The sequence below is a fragment of the Microbacterium sp. No. 7 genome (genome assembly GCF_001314225.1).
Lineage (GTDB): Bacteria > Actinomycetota > Actinomycetes > Actinomycetales > Microbacteriaceae > Microbacterium.
The window spans coordinates 117,371-143,468 of sequence record NZ_CP012697.1 but is presented as its reverse complement, the minus strand read 5'-3'; the positions used below and the strand labels follow the sequence as shown (position 1 = coordinate 143,468).

The window sequence follows — 26,098 nt, the reverse complement described above, 5'->3', positions numbered from 1 at the left end:
TCTCACATCCCACTCGAAAGGCATCATCACGATGACCGCACCTCATATTGTCGACCCTGCCCGCCTGCTCGGTGAAGCCCTTGCCGACGGATCTCCCGATCTGATGCGGCAGTTGCTGCAGACGATGATCAACGCGCTGCTGTCCGCCGACGCGGACGCTGTTGTCGGCGCCGAATGGGGCAAGCCCAGCCCCGACCGCACCGCCCAACGCAACGGCTACCGGCACCGCGACCTGGACACTCGTGTCGGCACGATCGACGTTCAGATCCCGAAGCTGCGCACCGGAACCTACTTCCCGGAGTGGTTGCTGGAGCGCCGTAAGCGGGCCGAGACGGCGCTGATCACCGTGGTCGCGGACTGCTACCTCGCCGGCGTCTCCACCCGACGGATGGACAAGCTCGTGAAGACTCTCGGGATCCACTCGCTGTCGAAGTCGCAGGTCTCGCGGATGGCGGCGGACCTCGACGAGCACGTCGACCAGTTCCGTCACCGCCCGCTCGATGATGCAGGCCCGTTCACGTTCGTCGCCGCCGACGCGCTCACCATGAAGGTCCGCGAAGGCGGCCGCGTGATCAACGCGGTCGTGCTCATCGCGACCGGCGTGAATGGGGACGGGCATCGCGAAGTCCTCGGCCTGCGCGTGGCGACCAGCGAGACCGGGGCGGCCTGGAACTCGTTCTTCGCCGACCTCGTCGCCCGCGGCCTCGGCGGGGTCCGCCTGGTCACCTCCGACGCGCACGCCGGGCTGGTGGAAGCGATCTCGGCGAACCTGCCCGGAGCTGTCTGGCAGAGATGCAGAACCCACTACGCGGCGAACCTGATGAGCGTGACACCGAAGGCCATGTGGCCGGCGGTGAAAGCGATGCTGCACTCCGTCTACGACCAGCCCGACAAGGACGCCGTGCACGCCCAGTTCGACCGGCTGCTGGACTACGTCGACGGGAAACTCCCCGACGCGTTCGAGCACCTCGACGCCGCGAGGGCGGACATCCTCGCGTTCACCGGGTTCCCCGACGGGCTCTGGCAGCAGATTTGGTCGAACAATCCGAACGAGCGCCTCAACCGGGAGATCCGCCGCCGCACCGATTCCGTGGGCATCTTCCCCAATCGCGACGCGATCATCCGCCTCGTCGGCGCGGTCCTCGCCGAGCAGACTGACGAATGGGTCGAGGGCCGCCGCTACCTCGGCCTCGAGATCCTTGCCAAGTCCCGCCTCACCCTCGTCGCCGACACCGGAGAGGAGGTGAACACCGACACCGTCCTCGAGCTCAGCGCCTAACCGAAATCAACAACAGAAGGATCACCGTCCGCTACACCACGTCCCGGGGCTTGACCAATCAAAGCCGACGTTCGTCGTCCGCAACAATGTACGCCAGATAGGAGTTCCGTACCCGGGATAGAAGTATGCCTCATGGTGAGGAACTCTGTAGGACTCTCCGAAGACCTCGACCATACCCGATCTCCACAAGCCGACGTGCTCCGCGTACCAGATCGATCCGACCGTGCAGAACGGATTGCCGACGTCATGATTGATGTCGGTGCTCGCGTAACTACCGGAACGAATTCCGTTGGAGGCGTAGACGTTCCCCATTCCCGCGACACGCGTTTCAACGAGAACATTGTTGACATACTTCCGGGACGGATTGACGCTCTTGGCGAATCCAAGCGCAGGAGTTCCCTGCCAGTTCACCCAGAAGTGAACGCTAGTTCGATAGTCAGGGTGACTGAGCTTAGGGTTTGCCGTCGTAGGTACGACAAAACCGCGATTGTCACCTCCGTGCTGCGCCCCCTCCCAAGGCGCCCCGCCGCAACCGATTTGCTGATACCAGTTCAAGGCGACACGCGAGTTCTGGATGAACGCCTTGTGGTTGTATGCAGAGACAGCAGGTTGGCTCATTGCGGCGAGCACTCGCGCTTCGGTCTCGGAAGACCACGCTTCGGGGGTAGTCGAGATGGTCAAGCCCCGGGACGTGGTGTAGCGGACGGTGATCCTTCTGTTGTTGATTTCGGTTAGGCGCTGAGCTCGAGGACGGTGTCGGTGTTCACCTCCTCTCCGGTGTCGGCGACGAGGGTGAGGCGGGACTTGGCAAGGATCTCGAGGCCGAGGTAGCGGCGGCCCTCGACCCATTCGTCAGTCTGCTCGGCGAGGACCGCGCCGACGAGGCGGATGATCGCGTCGCGATTGGGGAAGATGCCCACGGAATCGGTGCGGCGGCGGATCTCCCGGTTGAGGCGCTCGTTCGGATTGTTCGACCAAATCTGCTGCCAGAGCCCGTCGGGGAACCCGGTGAACGCGAGGATGTCCGCCCTCGCGGCGTCGAGGTGCTCGAACGCGTCGGGGAGTTTCCCGTCGACGTAGTCCAGCAGCCGGTCGAACTGGGCGTGCACGGCGTCCTTGTCGGGCTGGTCGTAGACGGAGTGCAGCATCGCTTTCACCGCCGGCCACATGGCCTTCGGTGTCACGCTCATCAGGTTCGCCGCGTAGTGGGTTCTGCATCTCTGCCAGACAGCTCCGGGCAGGTTCGCCGAGATCGCTTCCACCAGCCCGGCGTGCGCGTCGGAGGTGACCAGGCGGACCCCGCCGAGGCCGCGGGCGACGAGGTCGGCGAAGAACGAGTTCCAGGCCGCCCCGGTCTCGCTGGTCGCCACGCGCAGGCCGAGGACTTCGCGATGCCCGTCCCCATTCACGCCGGTCGCGATGAGCACGACCGCGTTGATCACGCGGCCGCCTTCGCGGACCTTCATGGTGAGCGCGTCGGCGGCGACGAACGTGAACGGGCCTGCATCATCGAGCGGGCGGTGACGGAACTGGTCGACGTGCTCGTCGAGGTCCGCCGCCATCCGCGAGACCTGCGACTTCGACAGCGAGTGGATCCCGAGAGTCTTCACGAGCTTGTCCATCCGTCGGGTGGAGACGCCGGCGAGGTAGCAGTCCGCGACCACGGTGATCAGCGCCGTCTCGGCCCGCTTACGGCGCTCCAGCAACCACTCCGGGAAGTAGGTTCCGGTGCGCAGCTTCGGGATCTGAACGTCGATCGTGCCGACACGAGTGTCCAGGTCGCGGTGCCGGTAGCCGTTGCGTTGGGCGGTGCGGTCGGGGCTGGGCTTGCCCCATTCGGCGCCGACAACAGCGTCCGCGTCGGCGGACAGCAGCGCGTTGATCATCGTCTGCAGCAACTGCCGCATCAGATCGGGAGATCCGTCGGCAAGGGCTTCACCGAGCAGGCGGGCAGGGTCGACAATATGAGGTGCGGTCATCGTGATGATGCCTTTCGAGTGGGATGTGAGAGTTTCCTCGAAGGATCACACGGTGACCGCGCCCACGTCCAAGACAGGACCGGCAGCCACCGCGCGCTACACCACGTTAAGGGGCACTACTGTCGAGATTGTCGCTTGGATCGAAGTAGACCTTACTAGGTGCGACTCATAGGCTTCCTTCTCCGCGGGCTCGGAGAGAACTGATACATCGTAGCTGTGTGAAGGGCGAAGACCGCTGATGACGTACGATCCGGTCGCAGACGTCCCCACCTTTCTTCCGTCGACGTATACCGATCTGTTCCCCCTTCGATCCTCTTCGTTCCAGGTGACGTCCCTGGGAGTGGTGTAGTTCTCGGGCTCGAGTGTCACGTCGTGAACGTGGTGAGCCATCGTGCGATGGTCAGTGAGAACTGTCTAGGAAACTCACGGAAGGACACAAACGCACGATGGCTCTTGACCAGTCTGCCCTGCTCGAGCTGCTCGGGGAACTGAAACTCACCGATGTCACCGACCGGATCCGGGTCGCGACCGAGACGCTCTACCAGGAGCTGATCAACGCGGAAGCGACCGCGTTGATCGGTGCCGCCCCGTTCGAACGGTCGTCCACCCGGACGACACAGCGCAACGGCTCCCGACCGAGGACCCTGTCCACGACCGCCGGGGATCTGGAGCTGCGGATCCCGAAGCTGCGGCAGGGGACGTTCTTCCCGTCGCTGCTGGAGCGACGTCGCCGCGTCGATCAGGCACTGTTCGCGGTGGTGATGGAGGCCTACCTGCACGGCGTCTCCACGAGGAAGGTCGACGACCTGGTGAAGGCGCTCGGCGCCGACACCGGGATCTCGAAGTCCGAGGTGTCCAGGATCTGCGCCGACCTGGACGCCGAGGTCGCCGCGTTCCGCGACCGCGATCTTGCGACGATGGGCTACCCGTATGTGTTCCTCGACGCCACCTACTGCAAAGCACGAGTGAATCATCGGGTGGTGTCGCAGGCGATCGTCGTCGCCGTCGGCGTCGCCGCAGACGGACGCCGCGAAGTGCTCGGCTTCGACGTCGGCGACACCGAGAGTGAGCCGTTCTGGACCAGCTTCCTGCGCTCTCTGAAGGCCCGTGGGCTGGCCGGCACGCAACTGGTGATCTCCGACGCCCACACCGGGCTGAAGAAAGCGATCAGCACCGTTCTGCAGGGCGCCGCCTGGCAACGCTGCCGGGTGCACTTCATGCGCAACGTCCTCGCGGTGGTGCCCAAGGCCAGCGGCGAGATGGTCGCCTCGATCATCCGCACGATCTTCGCCCAACCCGACAAGGAGCATGTTCAGGCCCAGTTCGACGAAGTCGTCCGCATGCTCGACCGGTCGCACCCGAAGGTTGCCGAGATGCTCTCCGACGCACGAGACGACCTGCTCGCGTTCACTGGGTTCCCGCAGAAGCACTGGCGGCAGATCTGGTCCACGAACCCGCTGGAACGGGTGAACAAGGAGATCAAGCGTCGCACCGACGTGGTCGGGGTGTTCCCCAACCCCGCCGCGCTGCTGCGCCTGGCCGGCGCGGTCCTGGTCGAGCAGCACGACGAATGGGAAGCCGGCGACCGCCGCTACTTCTCCGAGCACTCCATGCGGCAACTCGACGCCATGAACACCGCCCACATCGAGGAGGTGGTCATCCCCGAAATCGCTGCGGCATAATCAAACCCAACTGACCGCACGGTGTCGAGAAACTCCACCACTCAGCGGGACGTCACCTCGTTCCATGCAACGGAAATAGATGACGCGGTCGCGGCGATGATAATCCGAGGAACAAGAGCATCCGGATCAACCTGCACTTCGTCGGCCGAGAAATACTGCACTTCCTCGGTTCGACTGAGATCGACACCCCACTCGTCGGTGACTTCCTGTTGCTGCTTTGAGTACTCATCGGGAGATACGAATCCATCGCTTCGCGGAACACCCTGATACCGGTGAACCGTCATCGCCGAACCATCATCCCGAGTCCACAACTCGAGGCTCTCTCCCGCGTCTCCCACACGATGAACGACTTTCCCGGTAGCAGAAACAAAAAATTCTTTATCAGCTATCGATACGGTGACCGGGAGTTCCGCCCCTTCCGCTACGTGCACCACCCCGACCGCCAAGCAAGCAGCACTGAACAGAGCAACAACTGCTCTTGTAAGCAGCTTCTGTTTCCGCGATCTTTCCATTTAGGACCCCCTTTGTATGATCTGTTGATGTTAGCCCGCTTTGATCGAGTGGTCAACGGATGATGTACATCCACACATCGCGACAAGTTCTGCATCCGCTGTTCGTACGGCCGACGGCGAACCCGACCCTGGGGCGTAACCCGCAGACACCTCCGGTGAAGGCTGCTGCTTCCTGCACCGGCGGCGAATGACTCTGCCGCCGATGCAGGATGCCGGCGCCGTTGCCGGCTCGAAGCGTTCGCGCGCCGGCACGGAGACCCGGCGAGGGCGTCAGGTGCGGGGCCAGGGGCGGCCGCTGTGCGCCTCGATCTCGGTGTTGAGCCGCTCGAGCAGCTCGGCGAGCGCCGCGAGGTCGTCGGCATCCCACTCGTTCAGCAGGCGCCCCAGGATGCGGCGGTTGGCCTCGCGCTCCTGCCGGAGGCGGCGCGTGCCCTCGGCGGTGATGCGGAACTTGCGTGCGATGCCGCCGTCGGGGTCGGGGATGCGCTCGGCGAGGCCGGTGCGGCAGAGCGACGACGTCTGCCGGTTCAACGTCGACGCGTCGAGCCCCAGGGCCGCGGCGAGCTCCGCGATGCTCATCGGCCCGCCGGCGTCGAGGCAGGCGAGCAGCGTGATGGCACTGCGATGGATGCCGTCGGGATGCCGCGAGATCGCGGTCTGGTGCCGTCCGATCAGCATGAACTCCCGCTCGATGCGAGCGATCGAGGCATCCATGCTCACACCATCCCGTCGCGGCTCGCGCCTCCGGCGCGGAAGGCCCCAGTCTAGCGATGTGTATGATGCACATACTGTGCATGACGCACATCACGGGTGACGAGGCCTGAGGAGATGTGGATGGATCCCCACGAGAACGTGCGCAGCGGACCCCTGATCACGGTGCTCGTGATCGGCGGCATCCTGGGCTCGCTGACCCAGACGATCGTGGTGCCGCTGATCGCACAGCTGCCCGCCATCTTCGACACCACCCCCTCCAACGCCTCGTGGATCATCACCGTGACCCTGCTGACGGCGGCGGTGTCGACGCCGATCGTCGGACGCCTGGCCGACATGTACGGCAAGAAGCGGATGCTGCTGATCGCCCTGCTGCCGCTCGTGATCGGCTCCGCGCTGTGCGCGCTGTCGACCTCGCTCGCGCCGATGATCGTGGGCCGGGCGCTGCAGGGCCTCGCGACCGGCACGATCCCGCTGGGCGTCAGCGTGCTGCACGAGCTGCTGCCTCCCCGGAAGGTGCCCGGCGCCGTCGCCCTCACGAGCGCCTCGCTCGGCGTCGGCGGCGCCGTCGGCCTGCCGATCGCCGCCGCGGTCGCGCAGTTCGCCACGTGGCGCGTCATGTTCGCGTCGGTCGCGACGCTCGCGCTGCTGGTGATCGTCGCGATGTGGCTCGTCATCCCCGCACGGCGCGACGCCCAGGCCCCTGCGCCGCCGGCTCGGCGACGATTCGACTACCTCGGCGCATTGCTGCTGGCCGCGGGACTCGTGGCGCTGCTGCTGGGCGTGTCGAAGGGAAACGAGTGGGGCTGGGCGAGCGCCGTCGTCGTCGCGCTGCTCGTGGGCGCGGTCGTCGTGCTGGCGCTGTGGGGATGGTGGGAGCTGCGCACGCCGCACGCGATGATCGACCTGCGCGCCACGGCGCGCCGCCCCGTGCTGCTCACCAACATCGCGTCGGTGCTCGTCGGGTTCGCGATGTTCGCGCAGTCGCTCATCGTGCCGCAGCTCATGCAGCTGCCCGCCGAGACGGGCTACGGACACGGGCAGAGCATGCTGCAGATGGGGCTGTGGATGGCGCCCACGGGCATCGCCATGATGGCGCTGTCTCCGCTGGGAGCGCGCCTCACCCGCGCCCGCGGACCCCGCACGACGCTCATCGTCGGCTCGGCCATCATCGCCGCCGGCTATGCGCTGTCGACGCTGCTGGCCGGATCGCTCGTCGCGCTCGCGGTCACGAGCAGCATCGTGAGCGCGGGCGTCGGCTTCGCCTACGGCGCGATGCCCGCGGTGATCATGGCCGCCACCCCCGCGAGCGACCGGGCCGCCGCGAACAGCTTCAACTCCCTCATGCGCTCGTTCGGCACCGCGACGTCGGGAGCCGTGATCGGCGTCGTGCTCGCGCAGTTCAGCGTCGTCGTCGCGGGCCACGCGGTGCCGACGTTCGACGGCATCCGTCTCGGCCTGCTCATCGGCAGCGGCGTCGCGGTCGGCGCCGCCGTGCTCGCGGCGTTCCTCCCCCGGCCGGCGCGGTGACTCAGCGCCGCTTCTTCTCGGCCAGCTCGTCGGCGTACAGCGAGGACTCGTCGATCGTGCCGTTGCGGTAGGCCTGGCGGCCGACCATGTGCGCCGAGAGCGGCGCGGTCGCCAGCTGCACGATCACGACGACGACGAGGAACGTCACGACGGGCCACGAGCGCAGCGACAGCGCGACCGCGAGACAGATGAGGATGAGGCCGAGCACCTGCGGCTTGGTCGCCGCGTGCAGGCGGGTGGGGACGTCGCGGAACCGCAGCAGGCCGATCGCGGCCGTGAGGCACAGCAGCGCGCCGATGAGGATGAGCACGACGGCGATGAGATCGAGCAGCTCGTTCATGGCTTGTTGTCCCTTCTCGCCACGAAGCGCGCGATCGAGATCGACCCGAACACGCCCACGGCGGCGATGATGAGCAGCACCGGCAGACTGCGCGTGTGATGGTTGATCGCCATGTCGGCGCCCAGCACGCACAGCACGAGCGTCATCAGCACGTCCGAGGCGACCGCGCGGTCGAGGATCGACGGGCCCGTGATGATGCGCCACACCGTGAGCAGCGCGGCGAGCGCGAAGACGACGTAGATGACCAGCAGCAGAACGCTCATCGGATGCCGCTCCCCTCGCCCGCACGGCCGCCGGCGCCGGTGCCCACGGCACCGGCACCCGGTCCGTCGAACAGCGCCACCTGGGCGCGGCTGCCCACGGCCCGCACGATGCGCTTCTCCCAGCGCTCGACCGCGCGGCGCTGCTGCTCGACGTCGGCGTCGTCGCGCACGCCGATCACGTGCAGGTAGAGGATGTGCCGGTCGCGGTCGGTGTCGACGATGAGCGAACCGGGGATGAGCGACGCGGTCACCGCGACGTGGGTCATGATGAGGTCGTCGGCGGAGCGCATCTGCACGCCGATGATCGCGGTGCCCGGGTAGCTCCAGGGATTGAGCACCTGCCACGCCACCGTCAGCGAGCCGCGCACGAGCGCCCACAGGAACGTGACGATGAACACGAAGCCGTACCAGAGGTTGACGCGGCCCGACAGCTCCACGGGCGGGAGCCGGAACACGGTCGTGACGAAGAGGGCGACGACGATGCCCGTGAGCGCGGCGAGCACCGTGAACTGGCCCCACAGCAGCATCCAGACCGCGACGAGCCACACGAAGAACGGCAGCTGCCGCCACAGGATCTCGAAGGCGTTGCGCTTGATGTCGGGGCTCACTGCTGCACCTCCTCGTCGAGCTGGTGGATGGTCACGGGGGTGACGAGAGCCGCACCCGCGCGCGCGCAGATGTCGTAGAGCGGACCGGCGAAGATCGTCAGGCACACCGTGAGCGCGACCATCCCCGTCGTCGTGGCCGTCATGATACGCGGGATCACCCGGGTCTCGGTCTGCACCGACGCGGCGGGCGCGTTACCGAGGTACGAGATGCGGTCGGTGCCCGCGCCGACGAGCTCGTCGAGGTGCTCGTCGTCCTCGCGCCAGAACGACAGGTTCCACGCGCGCATGAGCGCGTACAGCGTGAGCAGAGACGTGACGATGCCGCCCACGATGAGCACGTACATGATCGGCGTGCCCACCTCGGCCGCCGCGTTGAACAGCGAGAACTTGCCGATGAATCCCGAGAACGGCGGGATGCCGCCGAGGTTCACCGCGGGGATGAAGTACAGCACGGCGAGCAGCGGGGCCGCGCGCATGAGCCCCTTGACCCGCAGGATCGACGTCGAGCCGGCGCGCCGCTCGACGAGGCCCACGGCGAGGAACAGCGTCGTCTGCACCACGATGTGGTGGATCATGTAGTAGATCGTGGCGCCCAGCGCGACGGGCGTGGCGATCGCGAGCCCGAACACGAGATAGCCGATGTGACTGACGAGCGTGAACGACAGGATGCGTTTGAGCTCGGCCTGCGCGACGGCGCCGAGCACCCCGACGATGAGCGTCGCGAGCGCGACGATGAGCAGGAGCGTGTTCACGTCGCTGTCGAGGAAGAGCTGCGTCTCCGTGCGGATCATGGCGTAGACGCCGACCTTGGTCAGCAGGCCCGCGAACACGGCCGTGACGGGCGCGGGAGCCGTCGGATACGAGTCGGGCAGCCAGAACGAGAGCGGGAAGACCGCGGCCTTGATGCTGAACGCGAGCAGCAGCAGCAGGTGCAGCACGAGCTGCACCTCGTCGGGCAGCTCGCTGAGACGCTCGGCCAGCTGCGCCATGTTGACGGTGCCGACGGCGCCGTAGATCGCGGCGATCGCCGAGAGGAAGAGGATCGACGACACCAGCGACACGACGATGTACACGACGCCCGCGCGGATGCGCGACTGCGTCGAGCCGAGCGTGATGAGCACGTACGACGCGACGAGCAGGATCTCGAAGCCGACGTAGAGGTTGAACAGGTCGCCCGCGATGAACGCGTTGAAGATGCCCGCCGCGAGGATCAGGTACGAGGGGTGGAAGATCGTGACCGGCGTCTCGTCGTCGCCGTCGGCGGCGCCCTGGCCCACCGAGAAGAGCAGCACCGCGAGCAGCACGATCGACGAGACGACCACGAGCAGGGCCGACAGGTGGTCGACGTACAGCACGATGCCGAACGGCACCGGCCATCCGCCCACCGACACCGCGATCGGCAGGCCCGTCGAGTCGACCGTGTAGAGCAGCACCGACGCGATGATCATCGTGACGGTGAGGGATGCCACCGACACGCCGACCTGCACGCGGCGGCGACGGCCGAACACGAGGGCGATCGCCGCGCCGAGCAGCGGCACCGCGACGAGCAGGGGGACCAGCGCGCTCACCGGCGCTCACCCCCCGGACGGTCGACCGGGGCGTCGTCGATGATGGCATCGAGATCACGGTGGTGCAGCGCGACGATGGGACCCGTCGCGTCGTCGACGAAGTCGGTCGTGGCGTCGTCGTCGGCCTCGGTGATCTCGTCGTCCATCTGCTCCTCGTCCTCGATGGCGCGCTCGCGCACCTCGATGTCGGCCTCGTCGTCCTCGACGGTGTCGGCCTGTCCGAGCTGCCACGACCGGTAGATGAGCGCGAGCAGGAACGCCGAGACGGCGAACGTGATGACGATGGCCGTGAGGGTGAGCGCCTGCGGCAGCGGGTCGCTCATGCCCTCGGGCTCGGCCGCGCCGAAGAAGGGGGCGACGCCCGGGGCTCCCATGACGATCAGCAGGAACAGGTTGGCCGCGTTGCCGAGCAGCAGGAAGCCGATGAGCACGCGCGTGAGGCTGCGCTCCAGCATCGCGTAGACGCCCGCGGCGAACAGCACCGCCATGATGACGACGAGGGTGAGCGAGACGGTCATCGGCGCACCACCCCGCGCTCGCGCTCCTCCTGCGCCTGGCGGTCGACCTCGGCGCCCAGCGAGCGCAGCACGTCGAGCACGAGCCCGATGACGACGAGGTATACGCCGATGTCGAAGAGGGTCGAGGTGACGAACTCGACGTGGCCGATGCCGGGGATCTCCGTCTCCCAGAAGCTGCTGGTGAGCGGCGCCTGGCCGAACAGCAGCGGCGCGACCGCCGTGCCGACGGCGAGCACCATGCCCGCGCCGAGCAGGCGCCCGGCGTCGGTGGGCGCGGCGGCCCCGAGCTCGTAGCGGCCGCCCGCGACGTAGCGCATGACGAGCGCCATGCCCGCGACGAGACCGCCCGCGAACCCGCCGCCGGGAAGGTTGTGGCCCGCGAAGAGCAGGTAGATGGACACGACGATGATCGTGTGGAAGAGGATGCGCACGACCACTTCGAGCATGATCGAGCGGTTCTCGGGGTTGACCTTCTGGCCGCCCACGAGCCACGCCTGACGCGACCGCCCGCTGCCCGCCTGGCGCGGCCGGGGGCCGTCGGCGGTCTCGACGAGCGGCCGGCGCGTGCGGATCGCGGCCGTCGGCAGCGACGAGATCGTGCGCGAGAGCAGGTCGAAGCGGTGCGTGACGAAGACGAGCGACGACACGCCCGTGGCGGCGAGCACGAGCACCGACAGCTCGCCCATCGTGTCCCAGCCGCGCAGGTCGACGAGCGCGACGTTGACGACGTTCTTGCCGTGGCCGATCTCGTAGGCGAGGTCGGGGAACGCCTGCGAGATGGGCTCGGCGATGCGCGCGCCGGTCGCGACGAGGGCGACGACGGCCATCGTGACGCCCACGCCCACGCCGATCACGGCGCGCACGATCGGCAGCACCGACGCGTTGTGCTCGCCCATGCGCGAGGGGATGCGGCGCAGCACGAGCGCGAAGGTCACGAGGGTGACCGTCTCGACGAGGATCTGCGTGAGCGCGAGGTCGGGCGCGCCGCTCGTGGCGAACAGCAGCACCATGCCGAGCCCCGTGACCGACACGAGCACGACGCCCGTGTAGCGCTTTCGGGCGCGCACCGCGATGAGGCCCGCGACGATCATGAGCGGCGCCACCATGAGCTGCATCTCGTGCTGCCAGGGGGCGAAGTCGAGGCGCCACTCGGGGCTCGCGAGCAGCACGGTGCCCTCGGCGGCGATGAACACCACGAGGATCGTGCCGACGTAGACGGGCAGCGAGCCGCGCTGCGTCGCCGACGTGACGGCGACCGAGAGGCGCAGGATGCCGCGCAGCACCGCGTTGTAGGCGTCGTTGGCCGTGAACGGCAGGGCGCGCGAGTGCCAGTGCGTCACCTGCACGAGCCAGAACACGAGGGCGCCCACGGCGATGCTGCCGAGCGAGAGGAACAGGGCGGGCTCGAGGCCGTGCCAGAGCGCCAGATGGTAGTGGCCGTCGCCGGGCACCGCGTCGGCGTAGCCCGTGAGCGCGCGGTCGACGAAGGGCGCCGCGATGCCCGCGACGAGCGTGAGCCCGCTCAGCACGATGGGCGAGATCAGGAAGCCGATGGGCGGGTCGGGCCACTCGGTGCGCGGCTTCGCGGCGCCCTCGGCATCCTTCTTGGTCCAGAACGCGCCCCAGACGAAGCGCATGCCGTAGGCGGCGGTGAGCGCCGAGCCCAGCACGATGCCGATCAGCGGCGCGATGCCGTCGGTGCCGCCCTCCAGCAACGAGGTGAGCGCGGCCTCCTTCGCCACGAAGCCGATCGTGGGGATGATGCCCGCCATCGAGCAGACGGCGACGATCGCGAACGTCGCGAGCGTCGGCGCCTGCCGTCCGACGCCGCTGAGCTCCTCGATGTCGCGCGTGGCGAGCTGACGGTCGATGACGCCGACGATCAGGAACAGCGACGACTTGAACAGCGCGTGCCCGAGCAGCAGCGCGAGCCCCGCGAGGGCGGCGTCGCGCGTGCCGAAGCCGAGCACGACGGTCAGCATGCCCAGCTGGCTGACGGTGCCGAACGCGAGGATGCGCTTGAGGTCCGACTCGCGCAGCGCCTGCACGCCGCCCAGCAGCATCGTGAACACGCCGAGCGTGATGACGATGGGACGCCAGGGCTCGGCGACGGTGGCGATGGGCGCGAACCGCGCGATGAGGTAGATGCCCGCCTTGACCATCGCCGCGGCGTGCAGGTACGCGCTCACCGGCGTGGGCGCGGCCATCGCGCCGGGCAGCCAGAAGTGGAAGGGGAAGATCGCCGACTTGCTGAGCGCGCCGACGAGCAGCAGCACGGCGGCCGTGTTCAGCAGGCCGTCGCCCGACGCCGTCGGCGATGTCGACCAGGCCTCGACGATCGTGCTCATGCTCGTGGTGCCGAAGTGCACGACGAGGATCACGACGCCCACGAACATCACGAGGCCGCCGAGCGTCGTCACGAGCAGCGCCTGCAGCGCCGCACGACGGCTCGCGCCGCGCTGGTGGTAGAAGCCGATGAGCAGATAGGAGAGGATGCTCGTGATCTCCCAGAACATCACGAGCACGACGATGTCGTCGGTGAGCACGAGCCCGTACATCGCGCCCGAGAAGGCGAGCAGCACCGCGGCGAACAGCGGTACGCCCTTGCTCTTGCCGGCGAAGTACCAGCGGCAGTAGAACAGGACGAGCGCCCCGACGCCGGTCACGATGAGCGCGAGCACCCAGCCGAGGACGTCCATGCGCATCGACAGCTCGAGGCCGAGCTGCGGGATCCACCGGTAGGTCTCGAACGGCACCTCGCCGCCGAGCACGAGCGGCGCCTGCGCGATCGCGTGCGCGAAGGCGATGGTCGGCACGAGCGCCCCGAGGAGGAATGCGCGGGGCCCGAAGCGATGGATCAACCACGGCAGCAACAGCGGAACGGCTGCGAACGCACCGAGGAGGATCAGCAACCTGGCCTCCTCGGGATCATGTGCGCGGGGGTCGTGGCTTCTATTCTAACGGGCGCATATGACACTGACGGCGCGGGTTTCGCGGCGAGACGCGTCACCGGGGTCGATCAACGCCACGGCGGGGCGGTCGTGTTCCCGAGGCGGAAGGCGCACTCGAGCGCGACCGCGTCGGGCTCGCCGCCCGCGAGCATGCTCGCGACCGCGTCGCCGGCCGCACGGCCCTTGGCTCCGGCATCCTGCACGAGCGTGGTCAGCTCGTAGGGGGTCAGCCCGTCGACGCGCACGCCGTCGAAGCCCGTGACGCTGAGGTCGTCGGGCACCCGCAGCCCCGCCTCCTCCGCGGCGCGGATGACGCCGGCCGCCAGCAGGTCGCTCTGGGCGATCACCGCGGTCGGGCGCGTCGCGGGATCGCCCAGCAGCACGCGCCCCGCTGCGAGGCCCTCGTCGATCGACGTCGCGCGCGTGAGATAGGCCGGCGCGTCGGGGTAGACGTCGCGCACGCCCTGCAGGCGCGCCCGCGTGACCTCGACGCTGATCTCGTCGGCGTCGGCGAGCCATCCGGGCCCGGCCCCGCCGCCGCGCGGCAGGCCCACGACGGCGACCCGCTCGTGACCGAGGTCGCGCACGTGCCGGGCAGCCTCGCCCTGCGCCTCGCGATTGTTCAGCGTGATGACCGCGGTGTCGTCGCCCGCGTTCGACTCGATCGCGACGACCGGGACGCCGCGGGAGCGGAGCACGGCGACCTGCTCGCGCATCGCGTCGTCGCACGCGAGCAGCACGGCCGCGTCGATGGGCGCCGTCAGGAGCGTGGGGCCGTCGGCGCCGGCATCCGCGCGCAGGAGCAGCAGGCCCGCGCCGAGGGGGGCGACCGCGTCGGCGAGGCCGTCCATCATGAGGATGTTGACGGGGTCGCGGAAGGCGTGCGCGAGGTGCTGCGGAAAGACCACGCCGACGATGCCGCTGCGCCCGCGCCGCAGCGACGCGGCGCGGGGATCGGGGCCCGCGTAGCCGAGCGCGGCGGCGGCATCGCGCACGCGGCGGCTGGTCTCGGGAGAGATCGGCGCCTTCCCGCTGAACGCGACGGATGCCGTGGACGCCGACACTCCCGCGGCGCGCGCGACGTCGGCGATGGTCACCCGACGCGTCGTCATGCCCTCATCGTAGCGATACCGACGTCGAATCGATTCGATACACTGATGCGGTGGACACGACCCTCACGCGCGCGCAGCTGACCCGGTGGCGCCTGGCGATCTTCGCCATCTTCTTCGTCTGCGGCTTCGGCTTCGCCTCGTGGGCCTCTCGCCTGCCCGCCGTCAAGACCGCGCTCGGCACCGACGACCAGGGCATCGGCGCCCTGCTGTTCGTGTCGGGGGCGACCTCGCTCATCGGCCTCTCGCTCGCCAATGTCGTCGTCGCCCGCTGGGGCGCCCGTCGCGGGATGTACGGCACGCTCGCCGCGCTCGCGGGCGGCATGGCCGTCGTGGGCGTGGGCGTGCAGGTCGCCGAGTCGTTCGCGCTGACGGCCGTCGGCCTCGCGATCATGGGCGTCGGCATGAGCTCGACCGACATCCTCATGAACGTCGAGGCCGCAGCCGCCGAGCAGGCGACGGGGCGCACGCTCATGCCGCTGTTCCACGCCTTCTTCAGCTTCGGCACCGTCGCCGGCGCGGGAGCCGGCATCGCGATGGCGGCGTGGGGCGTCGGCGTCGGCTGGCACCTGTGGAGCGTCGCCGCGCTCATGATCGCGGCGGGCATCGTCGGGCTGGGCGCCGTGCCCGTGCGCGCCGCCGCCGGCGATGACGACGCCGCCGCGCCGAGCCGTCGGGAGCGGTTCGTCGCGGCGCTCGCGGTGTGGCGCGAGCCGCGCATCTACGCGATCGGCGCGATCATGCTCGGCATGGCGTTCGCCGAGGGCAGCGCCAACGACTGGCTCGCGATCGCGATGGTCGACGGACACGCGCAGTCGGAGGCGACGGGCGCCATCGCGCTGACCGTGTTCTCGATCGCGATGACCGTGTTCCGCGTCATCGGCGGTCCGCTCGTCGACCGGTTCGGCCGCGTGTGGACGCTGCGCATCCTCGCGGTGCTCGCCGGCGGCGGGCTCGTGCTGTTCATCCTCGCGCCGAACGTGCCGCTCGCCTTCGTCGGCATCGCGCTGTGGGGCGCCGGGGCGTCGATGGGCTTCCCCCTCGGCATGTCCGCCGCCGCCGACGACCCCGAGAAGGCCGCGGCATCCGTGTCGGCCGCCGCGACGATCGGCTACCTGGCGTTCCTCGCCGGCCCGCCGGCGCTCGGCTGGATCAGCCACCAGATCGGCATCCTGCCCACCCTGTGGATCATCGTCGGGCTCATCGTCGTCTCGGGCCTCGCCTCGGGCGCCGCGAAGCCCGTCGCCGGCTCCACCGTGGGCGCCGGGCACCACTGAGCGGGGGCGCGCTGAGCGTCGCCGCGCCCGGTGGTGCCACGCTCGGTGGCGCCACGGCGACGCCTCACCGCGGGGCGAGCACCGCGACGATCGGGCGGTGGTCGCTGCCGGCCTCGTCGTAGGAGGTGAGCACGGTCGCGCCGCGCACCTCCCACGCCGACCCGACGAGCACGTGGTCGATCGGCGCGGCGATCCACACCGGCACGGATGCCGGCCACGTGCCCACCGCGGCGGCACCGGCCTCGGCGGCGGCATCCCGGCATCCGCCCGCCAGAGCGGTCGCGAAGTGATCGACCGTCGCGTTCAGGTCGCCCGCGACGATCACCGTCGGGTCGTCGCAGCGGTCGGCGATCCACGCCAGGCCGTCCTGCCACCGGCCGAACATGCTGGGCAGCGGCGGCATCGGGTGCGCGGCCACGATCGTGGGGCCGTCGCCGCCGACCGGCCGCCACACCGCGCTCGGGATGCCGGGGGTCGAGCCCGCCGCGGCGTCGATCCGGTACTCCCCGAGGTCGGCCGAGACGAGCAGGGACGTCGGCAGCCACGTGCTGCCGTCGGGGCCGTAGGCGGTGTCGGCGACCATCCGCTTCCCCTCGAGGGCGAGCAGCCGCACGACCTCGGTCACGGTGCGCGAGCCGGTCTCGGGCAGGCTGACGATGTCGGCATCCGTCTCGAGCGCCAGCCGGGCGATCTCGGCGGGGCGCGTCGACCGCTCGTGCGTGTTCCACGCGACGACCACCAGCTCGCCCTCGGCGAGGGCGCCGTGCGAGCCGCGCGCGAGCATGATGCCGCCGTTCGCGACGGATGCCACGCCGAGCAGCACCGCGAGCGCCGCCGCGACGCCCCAGCGGCGGCGGGCCAGGGCGATCGCGGCGAACGCCAGCGCGAGCACGCCGAGGCCGATCGCCAGCGCCGTGCGGAACGACAGCGCGTGCGCGACGAGCATCGCCTGCTCGGCCCCGAACGCCTGCGGCCAGACGAGCAGCACGACCAGCGGCGCGCCGACGAGCAGCGTCAGGACGAGGCCCAGACGCGGGCGCGCCGTCGTACGTGGACGCGAGATCATACGGGTGCCCCTCTCGGCGGCGTGCGGTGCGGCCCCACGATCGTCGCAGATCCCGCATGGGCGTCGGCCGGGTACCGTGGAGCGGTGAGACTCGTGATCGCCCGCTGCTCCGTCGACTACACCGGCCGCCTCAACGCGCACCTGCCGCTCGCGACGCGGCTGCTCGTGCACAAGGGCGACGGGTCGCTGCTCGTGCACTCCGACGGCGGGTCGTACAAGCCGCTCAACTGGATGAGCCCGCCCTGCCGGCTCGATGTCGAAGAGCCGGATGCCGAGTCGGGCGCCGCGGGGGTCGTCGAGCACTGGCGGGTGACGCACGCCAAGACCGGCGACGCGCTGCTCGTGCGCATCTACGAGGTGCTGCACGACTCGCAGCACGATCTGGGCATCGACCCCGGCCTGCAGAAGGACGGCGTCGAGGCCGACCTGCAGCGACTGCTCGCCGAGCAGGTGGGGATCATCGGCGACGGGCTCACGCTCGTGCGACGCGAGTATCCGACCGCGATCGGCCCCGTCGACCTGCTGCTGCGCGACCCCGCCGGCGGGACGATCGCCGTCGAGGTCAAGCGCCGCGGCGACATCGACGGCGTCGAGCAGCTCACCCGCTACCTGGAGCTGCTGGGTCGCGACCCGCACCTCTCCCCCGTGACCGGCGTCTTCGCCGCCCAGGAGATCAAGCCCCAGGCGAAGGTGCTCGCCGCCGACCGCGGCATCCGCTGCGTCACCCTCGACTACGAGGACATGAAAGGCACCGAGTCCGGCATCCCCCGCCTCTTCTGACCCTCGGGCGCGGAGCGCGCGGGCTCGGCGGGGGCGAGGGGCGCGGTTACGCTGGGGGGATGACCCCCCGATCGCCCTGGACCTGCGTGCTGTGGGACGTCGACGGCACGATCGTCGACGCGTCGGAAGGCATCCTCACGCGCCTCGACCGCACGCTCACCGACTTCGGGCTGCCCTCGCCGCGCCCCGAGGAGCTCGCGCACTGGATCGGCCCGCCGCTGCACGTGTCGTTCCAGGAGAACGCGGACATGACCCCCGAGCAGGCCGCCGAGGCGGTCGTGCACTACCGGGCCATCGCCCGCGCGCACGGGTTCACCGAGGGCGCCCGCACGTATCCCGGCATCGTCGAGCTCATCGCCGACCTCGACGCGGCGGGCGTCGCCCAGGCGACCGCGAGCTCGAAGCCCGAGGACCAGGTCGTCGCGCTCATGGAGCACTTCGGCATCGCGCCGCACCTGCGTGCCACGGTTGGCGAGTCGGCCGACGGCCGCACGCTCGCGAGCAAAGCCGCGGTCATCGGCGAGGCCCTGCAGCGTCTGCGTGCCGAGGGGGCCGACACGTCGCGTCCCATCCTCGTCGGCGACCGGCACCACGACATCGAGGGCGCCGCGGAGTACGGCATCCCCGTCGTCTTCGCGCGCTGGGGGTTCAGCTGGCCGCACGAGTCGGAGGGCGCGCACGCCGTCGTCGACGACGTCGCCCAGCTGCGCGCGCTGCTGCTCGTCGAGAGCGGTGACGAGGCGTAGACCGTGGATGCCGTCTGGTCCTGGCTCGTTCCGACCGTCGTCGGCCTCGGTCTCGCGGCGCTGCTGCTGGCCGGCGGGGTCTGGGCGCTGCGGCGCAGCCGGCGCTCGCCGAAGGCGCGGCAGGCGGCGGAGGCCGAGCGCACCGCGGCGGGCGTCGCGCTCGTGATCCTCGACGACGCTGTCGCCGAGCTCGACATCGAGGTGGAGCTCTCGGGCGCCCTCTACGACGGCACGGCGCCCGATTCCCTGCGCCGCGCGCGCATGACCGCGCAGCACGCCCGCGACGAGGCGTTCGAGCAGTACCGCGCGCTCGACGACGCCACCCATCCCGACGAGATCCGCCGCGCGGCCACCCGCATCCAGACCCGCGCCGACGCGGCCCGGGCGGTCATCGCACGGGCCCGCGCCGATCACGCGGCGTGGATGGATGCCAACGTCAGCGCCACGCGCCAGGTCGCCGCGACCCGCGAGCGGGCGGCCGCGCTGCGCGTCGAGCTCGGCGACCCCGCGGCGCTGCTCGCCGAGCTGGAGCAGCGGTTCGACCCGCGCGAGTGGGCCGAGGCGCAGCGCGCCGCCCACGAGGCGACGCGCGCGCTGGACGAGGCCGATCGGCAGCTCCGCGACGCGGCGGAGCGCGCCGGCGATCCCACCCGCAGCGCGCTGCGCCCGCTGAGCGACGCCGAACGGCAGCTGCGGCGCGCCCGCGAGGCCGCGCGCGCCTTCGAGAACAGCGCCCGCGCGGTCACCGACGCGGCGCGCACCGTGCCCGACGAGATCGCCCGCGCGCGCGAGGCGCTGCGCCAGGCGACGGCGCTGCGCGGCGGCCTCGAGCCCGACGCCGCGGCGCGTCTGGGCGACGAGGTGCGCGAGATCGAGGCGGCGCTCGCGCAGCACGAGACGGATGCCGCGCGGCTTCCCTCCGCGACGGCCCAGGCCGTGATGCGGCTGCGCGACCGGCTCGACCAGGCGGTGGGCGACGCCCGCACGGCGCAGCAGCGGCTGCACGGCGCCCGCTCCGCCCTGCCGGGCGCCCTGCGCACGGCGGATGCCGTCGTGCTGCGCGCCGAGTCGGCGGCGTCGCACGCGGGAGCGGACGCCCGGGTGCGGCTCGCGTCGGCGCAGCGGGAGCTGAGCACGGCCCGCGACGAGGCGGACCCGGTCGCCGCGCTCGACGCCGCGCGCCGCGCGATGCGGCACGCCGAGGACGCGATCGCCCTCGCCGACTACGACCGCCTCGGCCGGCGCTGATCCGCGCCACCGGCTGCCCGCTGAGCCGGGCCGTCGCCGGCGCGGACGGCATCCCGCCCCTGCCGAGTCCGGGCGTCGCCGGACCCGGCGGCATCCCGCCCGCGCCGTCCCGGGCGGCGCCGGAAGCCCGCCTCGTCCCGCCCGTCAGCCCTGGCCGACGAGCCGCTCGTGCAGGAGGTCGAGCACGCGGTCGTCCACGCCGTGCGCGCGCAGCATGGGCGTCACGCCGCCCCAGGTCTCGTCCACGGTGTCGAGAACGGCGCCGAGCACCTCGGCGGGACTCGTCGCGGCGAGGTGCATGAACTCGTCGCTCGCCGCGTGCCCGTTGCGCTCCTCGTACAGCGCGACGATGCGGTCCAGCCAGGGACCGGCGAGATTCCCCGCGCTCGCGGCGTAGTCGTCGAGCACGTGCTCGCGCGCGACGCCGACGGCCTCCAGCACCGTCGCGACCACGAGTCCCGTGCGGTCCTTGCCGGCCGTGCAGTGCACGAGCACGGCGCCCGCCGGGGCGTCGGCCACCAGCTGCACGGCGCGCGCGATCTGCGGCAGCCGGGTCCGCATGATGATCTGGTACATCTCGCCCAGCGGGCGGGGGGCCGCCCCGTCCAGGGCGGACGCCTGGCCGTAGAGCTCCACCTGCACGGTCTCGATGTGCGACGGGACGAGGCTGGGCGACCGATCGACCTCGGTCGACGCGCGCAGATCGACGATGCGCGAGAGGCCGAGCCGGGCGATCGCCGCGCGGCCGCGCTCGCTCACCCTGTCGAGCCCGTCCGACCGGTAGAGCGCCCCCTCGCGCACGGTTCCGTATCGCGCGGGATACCCGGCAGGGGTGCGGAAGTTGACGGTGCCCTCGACGTCGAGCGGCGGATTGACGGCGAAGCTTCGCGAAGCGGTGCTCATGGGGGTTCCTTCGATGTTCGGCCCGGATCGCGCAGATCCGGAGGGATGCCGGGGCAGACGTGAGGGCGCCGTCGACGACGGCGCCCTCACCGGGGGTCAGCTGTGGTGCTTCGTGAAGAGCTCTTCCCAGCCCTTGCGCAGCGCGTCGGGGTTCTCGTGCACCCACTCCCAGTCGCGCTCGAGCCAGTTGATCTCGCTCAGCGGCGGCAGCAGCTCGTGCGTGGGGATGTCGGCGCTCGTGGTCATGCGCCGCGGCATCTCGACGGCGATGGCCGCCTGCCCCTCGGGACTCATGATGTAGTTGCCGACATCCTTGGCGAGCTCCGGGTTCGGCCCGCCCTTGATGATGCCGAGGCCCGTGATGACACCGCTCGTGCCCTCCTCGGGGTAGACGACGCGCACGTTCGTGAGCCCGCTGGCGATGAGCTCGATGGCGGTGTTCTCGTTCGCGATGCTCACGGCGTACTCGCCGCCCGCGATGCCGGCCGTCTGCGCCGACGACGAGGCGCCGATCACGAGCCCGTTCGCCAGGAGCGCGTCGATGAAGTCCCACGCCTCGTCGGAGTCGAGGCCGAGCGCCGTGTGGATGCCGTGGATGCCGCTGAGCGCGCCCGCCGACTTGAGCGGGTCGCCCGAGAGCACCTTGCCCTTGAGCTCGGGCGCGAGCAGATCGGCGTAGCCCTGGATGTCGAGGCCGAGCTCCTTCTCGATGTCGGTGTTGACGAGAAGGACAGATGCCCCGACGTTGTAGTAGTTGAAGTAGCCGTTCGAGGAGCGGAACTCGGGCTCGAGCGTGTCGTCGTAGTCGCTCACCCAGGGCTCGAAGAGCGCCGCGTGCATGTCGCCGTCCTGGATGTTCGCGCCGCCGAGCATCATGTCGCCCTGCGGGTTGCCCGACTCGGCGCTGATGCGGGCGATCGACTCGCCGGTGCTGCCGTAGACCATCTCGAGCTCGATGTCGGGGAACTGCGCCTCGATGAGCTCCGTGAAGACCTCGGCGTCGTGATCGACGAGCTGCGTGTAGACGACCAGCTTGTTGCTCTCGTAGCCCCCGGTCTCGTTGCCGGCGCTCTCCGTCGAGCCGTTCGAGGTTCCCGAGCCCGAGCCCGAGCCGGTGCCGCCGCCGCAGGCGGCGAGCGCGAGGGTCAGGACGGCTGCTGCGCCGAGGGCCCCCGTTCTCATGAGTCGTCGCGTACGCATGTGTCTCTCCTTCGTGGGATGTGTTGCAGGTGATGAGGTGGGATGGATGTCGGACCGCCGGCTCACAGGCGCACGTCCTCCTCGCGCGTGAAGCGCAGGTAGACGTACATGAGCACCGCCGTGATCACGGTGAGGATCGACGAGTACGCCGCGCCGAGGCCGTAGTTGCCGCGCGAGATCTCGAGGAACGCGGCCATCGTGAGCGTGATCGTCTGGTTGTTGTAGAGGATGATCGCCGCCGACAGCTCGGTGAGCAGCGTCACGAAGCTGAGGAACGCGCCCGAGGCGATGCCCGCCGACATCATCGGCATGGTCACCCGGAAGAAGGTCTTCATCTTCGAGGCGCCGAGGCTGCGCGCGGCCTCCTCCATCGAGATCGGCATGTGCATGAGCGTCGCGGTCGCGGAGCGGATCGTGTACGGCATCCGTCGGATGACCATCGCGATGACCATGATCGCGACCGTGCCGGTGAGCGCGAGCGGCGGCCCGTTGAAGGCGACGACGAGGCCGATCGCGAGCACGGCGCCGGGCATGATGTACGGCAGCATCGCGAGCGTGTCGATCGCGTTGTTGATCGGGTTCGGCCGCCGAACGACGAGGTAGGCGATGAGCACCGAGATCAGCACGATGATGACGAGCGAGATGCCGCTGAACCAGAGCGTGTTCCACGTCGACTGGGCCAGCACGCGGTCGGCCGCCCGGGTGTAGTTGTCGAGGGTGAACCCCGGCAGGAACACCGACTGCGTGCTGTTGCGGAACGACAGGTAGATGACGTAGATCTTCGGCAGGAAGGCGAGCCCGATCAGCCCGTACATGTACACGTACACCGCCGCGCCGCCGAGACCCCGCAGTCGCTTCTTCTCCGGCGGACGGCTGGCCTTGATCGTGAAGCTGAAGCGTCCGGCGACGAACTTCTGTCCGAGGAAGATCACGGTCGTGACGAGGATGCCGACGATGCCCAACGCCGACGCGAAGGCGTGGTCCTGTCCCGTCTCGGCGAGGTACTGGTTGTAGATCTCGACCGTGAACACGCGGAATCCCTCGCCGATGAGCAGCGGGGTGCCGAAGTCGGCGAAGGCGCGCATGAAGACCAGGAGCGATGCGGCGAGCAGGGTCGGGATCGTGAGCCGCAGGATGACGCTGCCGAGGCGCTTCAGCCCCGTCGTCCCCATGAGGGCGGACGCCTCGAGCAGCGACGAGTCGACGTTGCGGAAGGCGGCGTTCATGAAGACCGACACGAGGGGGAACAGCTTGAGCGTCAGCACGAAGACGATGCCGCCGAACCCGTAGACGGTGGGGATCTCGAAGGGCCAGACGGGCTGCAGGATGTTGCGCACGAGTCCGTTGCGGCCCAGCAGCAGGATCCACGCGTACGCCCCGATGAAGGGGGCCGACATGATCGAGAGCACCGCCAGGATGAACAGCAGTCGCGCGCCCTTGATGCGGAAGTACGTGTAGAAGTACGAGAACGGGATCGCGACGGCGAGCGACGCGACCGTCACCCAGAAGCTCACGGCGAAGCTGTTGCGGATCGTCACGAAGTAGTAGTTGTTCGTGAAGAAGCGTGCGAAGTTGTCGAAGGAGAAGTTGCCCTCGGCGTCGATCACCGACTGCTGGAAGACGCCCCACAGTGGGTAGACGAGGAAGACGCCGAAGATGAGCAGCAGCACGAGCGACACGACGGTCCAGACGTCGAAGCCGAAGCGCTTGCGGCGCTGCCGGGGCGCCTGCCCCGCGAGCGCGACGAGCTCGGTGGTGGCGCTCACGTGCGCACCGCCTCGCCCGCGACGGCCGGCTCGTCGGCGCCGATCAGCAGGTTGCGCTCGCCGGCCTCGTCGAACACGTTGATGCGTGACGTCTCGACGTCGACGCGCACGGCCGTGCCCGGCGACAGCGGCTGCGCGAAGTGCGAGGTCTCGACGATCTCGACCTGTGTGCCGTCTTCGAGGTCGACGGCGTACTGGATCGTGCGACCGAGGAAGACGCTGTGCACGATCGTTCCGGGGATGCCGCGGTCGCCGCGCTCGTCGATGACGAGCTGCTCGGGGCGCACCGAGAGGCGCACGCGACCCGACGCGGGCGGGTCGTAGAGACGACCGGGCAGGGGGAACGCGCGGCCGGCGATGCGCAGGCTCTCGCCGTCCAGCTCGGCCGTGAAGGTGTTGGAGCGGCCGATGAACGTCGAGACGTACTCGTTGCGGGGCCGGTGGTAGAGCTCGGGAGGGGTGCCGAGGTGCTGCACCGTGCCGTCGCGCATGACGGCGATGCGGTCCGACACGGCCATGGCCTCCTCCTGGTCGTGCGTGACGTAGACCGTGGTGATGCCGACGCGCTGCTGGATCTCGCGGATCACCTCGCGCATCTCGACGCGGAGCTTCGCGTCGAGGTTCGACAGCGGCTCGTCCATCAGCAGCACGTCGGGCGAGGTCACGAGCGCGCGGGCGAGCGCGACGCGCTGCTGCTGGCCGCCCGAGAGCCGGTCGGGCATCGTGTCGGCCCAGCGCTCGATCTGCACGAGCTCGATGTACTCCTGGGCGCGATCGCGGATCTCGCCGCGCGAGACGTTCGCGTTCTTCAGGCCGAACTCGACGTTCTTGCGCACCGAGAGGTGCGGGAAGATCGCGTAGTTCTGAAAGACCATGCCGATCCGCCGCTTCGCGGGGTCGACGTCGTTGATCCGCTTCTCGTTGAAGTAGATGTCGCCGCCCTGGATCGAGTTGAAGCCCGCGATCATGCGGAGCAGCGTCGTCTTGCCGCAGCCCGAGGGGCCGAGCAGGGTGAAGAACTCGCTCTCGCGGATCTCCAGCGACATGCCCTCGATGACGGTGACGTCGCCGTACTTCTTGACGACGTCGCGGATCGAGATGTTGATGCTCACTGCGCGCCTCCGGCCCGGTGCGAACCGTGGTCGTGCATGCGGAGGGACGAACGGGGGGTCCTCGAGTTCATCGTCGAACTTTCTGTCGGCGCTCGCGAAGAGCGGCGGTGCGTCGGAGTCAAAAGTGGCACCTGTGCCACTTTTTCGTTGGCGCAAAGATAGGCGACGTCATCGACGGGTGTCAAGCCCGCGGCATCCGCCCGGGCGTCTCAGGTCTCGCGTGCGGGCACGGACGTCCGTGCCCGGGCCGGGATCAGGCGTCGTGCACGATGGCGTCAGACGCTGCGGACGTCGGGCTCAGACACCGCGGGCGTCGGGCACGACGGGGAACGTCGACAGCGCCGACTCGATCGCGACGCGCCATTCGTCGAGCTTCGGCGACACCTGGTCGAGCTCGCCGGCCTCGAAGTGGTAGTGCAGGATCGCCCTGAGCAGAGCCGCGGCGACATAGGCGGTCTTCTCCTGGTCAGGGCCGAAATGCTCGAGCAGGATCGTGCGCATCTGGCGCTCGGTGCCGAGCAGCAGGGCCTCGTAGTGCGCGCGGATCGGCGCCTCGTCGAGAAGCCGACGGCGCAGCCGACGGCGGCGTTCCGTCATCAGGTCGACGGCGGGGGGACGCTGCTCCAGCTCGAAGAACGTCCGCCGCACGGCCTCGAAGAACGTCGCGCCCGCGATCAGGTGCTCGCGGATGAGCTCGTGGCCGACCTCGAAGTAGGTGTTCGAGAACAGCAGCGACTCCTTCGTGGGGAAGTAGCGGAAGAAGGTCCGCCGGCCCACGCCGGTCTCCTCGGCGATGTCGGCGATCGTCGTCTCGTGGTAGCCGCGCTGCTCGAACAGCTCGATCGCCGTGGCCTGAATGCCCTCGCGCGTGTGCTGCTTCTTCTCTTCGCGCGTCGGCTTGGTGCGGCTCATCAGGGCGTCCTCTCCTGCGTACGTGTACCGTACACTCC

23 protein-coding genes are annotated in these 26,098 nt (G+C 69.7%); 7 read left to right on the top strand and 16 right to left on the bottom strand.

The window, feature by feature from the left end; all coding sequences use genetic code 11:
* Positions 1-31: 31 nt before the first annotated feature.
* On the top strand, positions 32-1,279 hold the full coding sequence (locus AOA12_RS00660) for an IS256 family transposase (protein WP_054678492.1): 1,248 nt from the start codon (positions 32-34) through the stop codon (positions 1,277-1,279).
* Between the two features lie 731 nt (positions 1,280-2,010).
* On the opposite strand, the gene AOA12_RS00655 is transcribed toward AOA12_RS00660, so the two are convergent.
* Positions 2,011-3,258 carry an IS256 family transposase gene (locus tag AOA12_RS00655; protein ID WP_054678492.1) on the bottom strand — a complete coding sequence of 416 codons (1,248 nt, stop codon included), beginning with the start codon at positions 3,256-3,258 and terminating at the stop codon, positions 2,011-2,013.
* 446 nt (positions 3,259-3,704) lie between these two features.
* On the opposite strand from AOA12_RS00655, the gene AOA12_RS00650 reads away from it, so the two are divergent.
* Complete coding sequence (locus tag AOA12_RS00650; RefSeq protein ID WP_054678746.1) at positions 3,705-4,940, top strand: IS256 family transposase; 1,236 nt, start codon at positions 3,705-3,707, stop codon at positions 4,938-4,940.
* Between the two features lie 41 nt (positions 4,941-4,981).
* Here AOA12_RS00650 and AOA12_RS22880 read toward each other — a convergent pair whose 3' ends face one another.
* Positions 4,982-5,452 carry a hypothetical protein gene (locus tag AOA12_RS22880; RefSeq protein WP_156366329.1) on the bottom strand — a complete coding sequence of 157 codons (471 nt, stop codon included), beginning with the start codon at positions 5,450-5,452 and terminating at the stop codon, positions 4,982-4,984.
* Positions 5,453-5,722: 270 nt separating this feature from the next.
* Positions 5,723-6,166, bottom strand: a complete 444-nt coding sequence (locus AOA12_RS00645) for a MarR family winged helix-turn-helix transcriptional regulator (RefSeq protein WP_054678741.1) — start codon at positions 6,164-6,166, stop codon at positions 5,723-5,725.
* Positions 6,167-6,286: 120 nt separating this feature from the next.
* On the opposite strand from AOA12_RS00645, the gene AOA12_RS00640 reads away from it, so the two are divergent.
* Positions 6,287-7,693 (top strand): MFS transporter, encoded by a 1,407-nt coding sequence (locus AOA12_RS00640; RefSeq protein ID WP_054678737.1) that lies wholly within the window; start codon positions 6,287-6,289, stop codon positions 7,691-7,693.
* 1 nt (position 7,694) lies between these two features.
* Here the strand turns inward: AOA12_RS00640 and mnhG are convergent, their stop codons facing one another.
* The 7 genes from mnhG to AOA12_RS00605 form a co-directional block, all read right to left on the bottom strand.
* Positions 7,695-8,033, bottom strand: a complete 339-nt coding sequence (mnhG, locus tag AOA12_RS00635; RefSeq protein ID WP_054678735.1) for a monovalent cation/H(+) antiporter subunit G — start codon at positions 8,031-8,033, stop codon at positions 7,695-7,697.
* On the bottom strand, positions 8,030-8,296 hold the full coding sequence (locus tag AOA12_RS00630) for a monovalent cation/H+ antiporter complex subunit F (RefSeq protein WP_054678733.1): 267 nt from the start codon (positions 8,294-8,296) through the stop codon (positions 8,030-8,032). The genes mnhG and AOA12_RS00630 overlap by 4 nt, the downstream gene beginning before the upstream one ends.
* A complete protein-coding gene (locus tag AOA12_RS00625; protein WP_082405837.1) occupies positions 8,293-8,904 on the bottom strand; it encodes a Na+/H+ antiporter subunit E in 612 nt (203 codons plus the stop codon). The genes AOA12_RS00630 and AOA12_RS00625 overlap by 4 nt, the downstream gene beginning before the upstream one ends.
* Positions 8,901-10,472: a Na+/H+ antiporter subunit D gene (locus AOA12_RS00620; protein ID WP_054678729.1), complete on the bottom strand. Its 1,572-nt coding sequence runs from the start codon at positions 10,470-10,472 to the stop codon at positions 8,901-8,903. The genes AOA12_RS00625 and AOA12_RS00620 overlap by 4 nt, the downstream gene beginning before the upstream one ends.
* Positions 10,469-10,990, bottom strand: coding sequence for a Na(+)/H(+) antiporter subunit C (locus tag AOA12_RS00615; RefSeq protein ID WP_054678726.1), 522 nt, complete (start codon positions 10,988-10,990; stop codon positions 10,469-10,471). Before AOA12_RS00615 ends, AOA12_RS00620 begins: the two co-directional genes overlap by 4 nt.
* A complete protein-coding gene (locus AOA12_RS00610) occupies positions 10,987-13,902 on the bottom strand; it encodes a Na+/H+ antiporter subunit A (RefSeq protein WP_054678723.1) in 2,916 nt (971 codons plus the stop codon). Before AOA12_RS00610 ends, AOA12_RS00615 begins: the two co-directional genes overlap by 4 nt.
* A gap of 107 nt (positions 13,903-14,009) precedes the next feature.
* Positions 14,010-15,053, bottom strand: a complete 1,044-nt coding sequence (locus tag AOA12_RS00605; protein WP_054678719.1) for a LacI family DNA-binding transcriptional regulator — start codon at positions 15,051-15,053, stop codon at positions 14,010-14,012.
* 50 nt (positions 15,054-15,103) lie between these two features.
* Here AOA12_RS00605 and AOA12_RS00600 point away from each other — a divergent pair, with 50 nt between their 5' ends.
* The gene (locus tag AOA12_RS00600) at positions 15,104-16,327 is read left to right on the top strand and encodes an MFS transporter (RefSeq protein ID WP_054678716.1); all 1,224 of its coding nucleotides are present in this window, start codon (positions 15,104-15,106) and stop codon (positions 16,325-16,327) included.
* 64 nt (positions 16,328-16,391) lie between these two features.
* Here AOA12_RS00600 and AOA12_RS00595 read toward each other — a convergent pair whose 3' ends face one another.
* Positions 16,392-17,393, bottom strand: a complete 1,002-nt coding sequence (locus tag AOA12_RS00595; protein WP_054678711.1) for an endonuclease/exonuclease/phosphatase family protein — start codon at positions 17,391-17,393, stop codon at positions 16,392-16,394.
* An 84-nt stretch (positions 17,394-17,477) separates the two neighbouring features.
* Here AOA12_RS00595 and nucS point away from each other — a divergent pair, with 84 nt between their 5' ends.
* From nucS to AOA12_RS00580, 3 genes are read left to right on the top strand one after another with little or no spacing between them, the layout of a single operon-like run.
* Complete coding sequence (gene nucS / locus AOA12_RS00590) at positions 17,478-18,173, top strand: endonuclease NucS (protein ID WP_054678708.1); 696 nt, start codon at positions 17,478-17,480, stop codon at positions 18,171-18,173.
* A 59-nt stretch (positions 18,174-18,232) separates the two neighbouring features.
* On the top strand, positions 18,233-18,919 hold the full coding sequence (locus AOA12_RS00585; protein WP_054678705.1) for an HAD hydrolase-like protein: 687 nt from the start codon (positions 18,233-18,235) through the stop codon (positions 18,917-18,919).
* A 3-nt stretch (positions 18,920-18,922) separates the two neighbouring features.
* On the top strand, positions 18,923-20,167 hold the full coding sequence (locus AOA12_RS00580) for a hypothetical protein (protein WP_054678703.1): 1,245 nt from the start codon (positions 18,923-18,925) through the stop codon (positions 20,165-20,167).
* A gap of 144 nt (positions 20,168-20,311) precedes the next feature.
* On the opposite strand, the gene AOA12_RS00575 is transcribed toward AOA12_RS00580, so the two are convergent.
* The 5 genes from AOA12_RS00575 to AOA12_RS00555 all read right to left on the bottom strand — a co-directional run bounded on the left by AOA12_RS00575 (position 20,312) and on the right by AOA12_RS00555 (position 26,060).
* Positions 20,312-21,070 carry a tyrosine-protein phosphatase gene (locus AOA12_RS00575; RefSeq protein ID WP_054678698.1) on the bottom strand — a complete coding sequence of 253 codons (759 nt, stop codon included), beginning with the start codon at positions 21,068-21,070 and terminating at the stop codon, positions 20,312-20,314.
* 96 nt (positions 21,071-21,166) lie between these two features.
* A complete protein-coding gene (locus tag AOA12_RS00570) occupies positions 21,167-22,270 on the bottom strand; it encodes an extracellular solute-binding protein (protein WP_082405835.1) in 1,104 nt (367 codons plus the stop codon).
* Between the two features lie 62 nt (positions 22,271-22,332).
* Positions 22,333-24,036, bottom strand: a complete 1,704-nt coding sequence (locus AOA12_RS00565) for an ABC transporter permease (RefSeq protein WP_082405834.1) — start codon at positions 24,034-24,036, stop codon at positions 22,333-22,335.
* On the bottom strand, positions 24,033-25,148 hold the full coding sequence (locus AOA12_RS00560) for an ABC transporter ATP-binding protein (protein ID WP_054678692.1): 1,116 nt from the start codon (positions 25,146-25,148) through the stop codon (positions 24,033-24,035). The genes AOA12_RS00565 and AOA12_RS00560 overlap by 4 nt, the downstream gene beginning before the upstream one ends.
* Positions 25,149-25,445: 297 nt before the next feature.
* A complete protein-coding gene (locus tag AOA12_RS00555) occupies positions 25,446-26,060 on the bottom strand; it encodes a TetR/AcrR family transcriptional regulator (RefSeq protein WP_054678689.1) in 615 nt (204 codons plus the stop codon).
* Between the last annotated feature and the right edge of the window lie 38 nt (positions 26,061-26,098).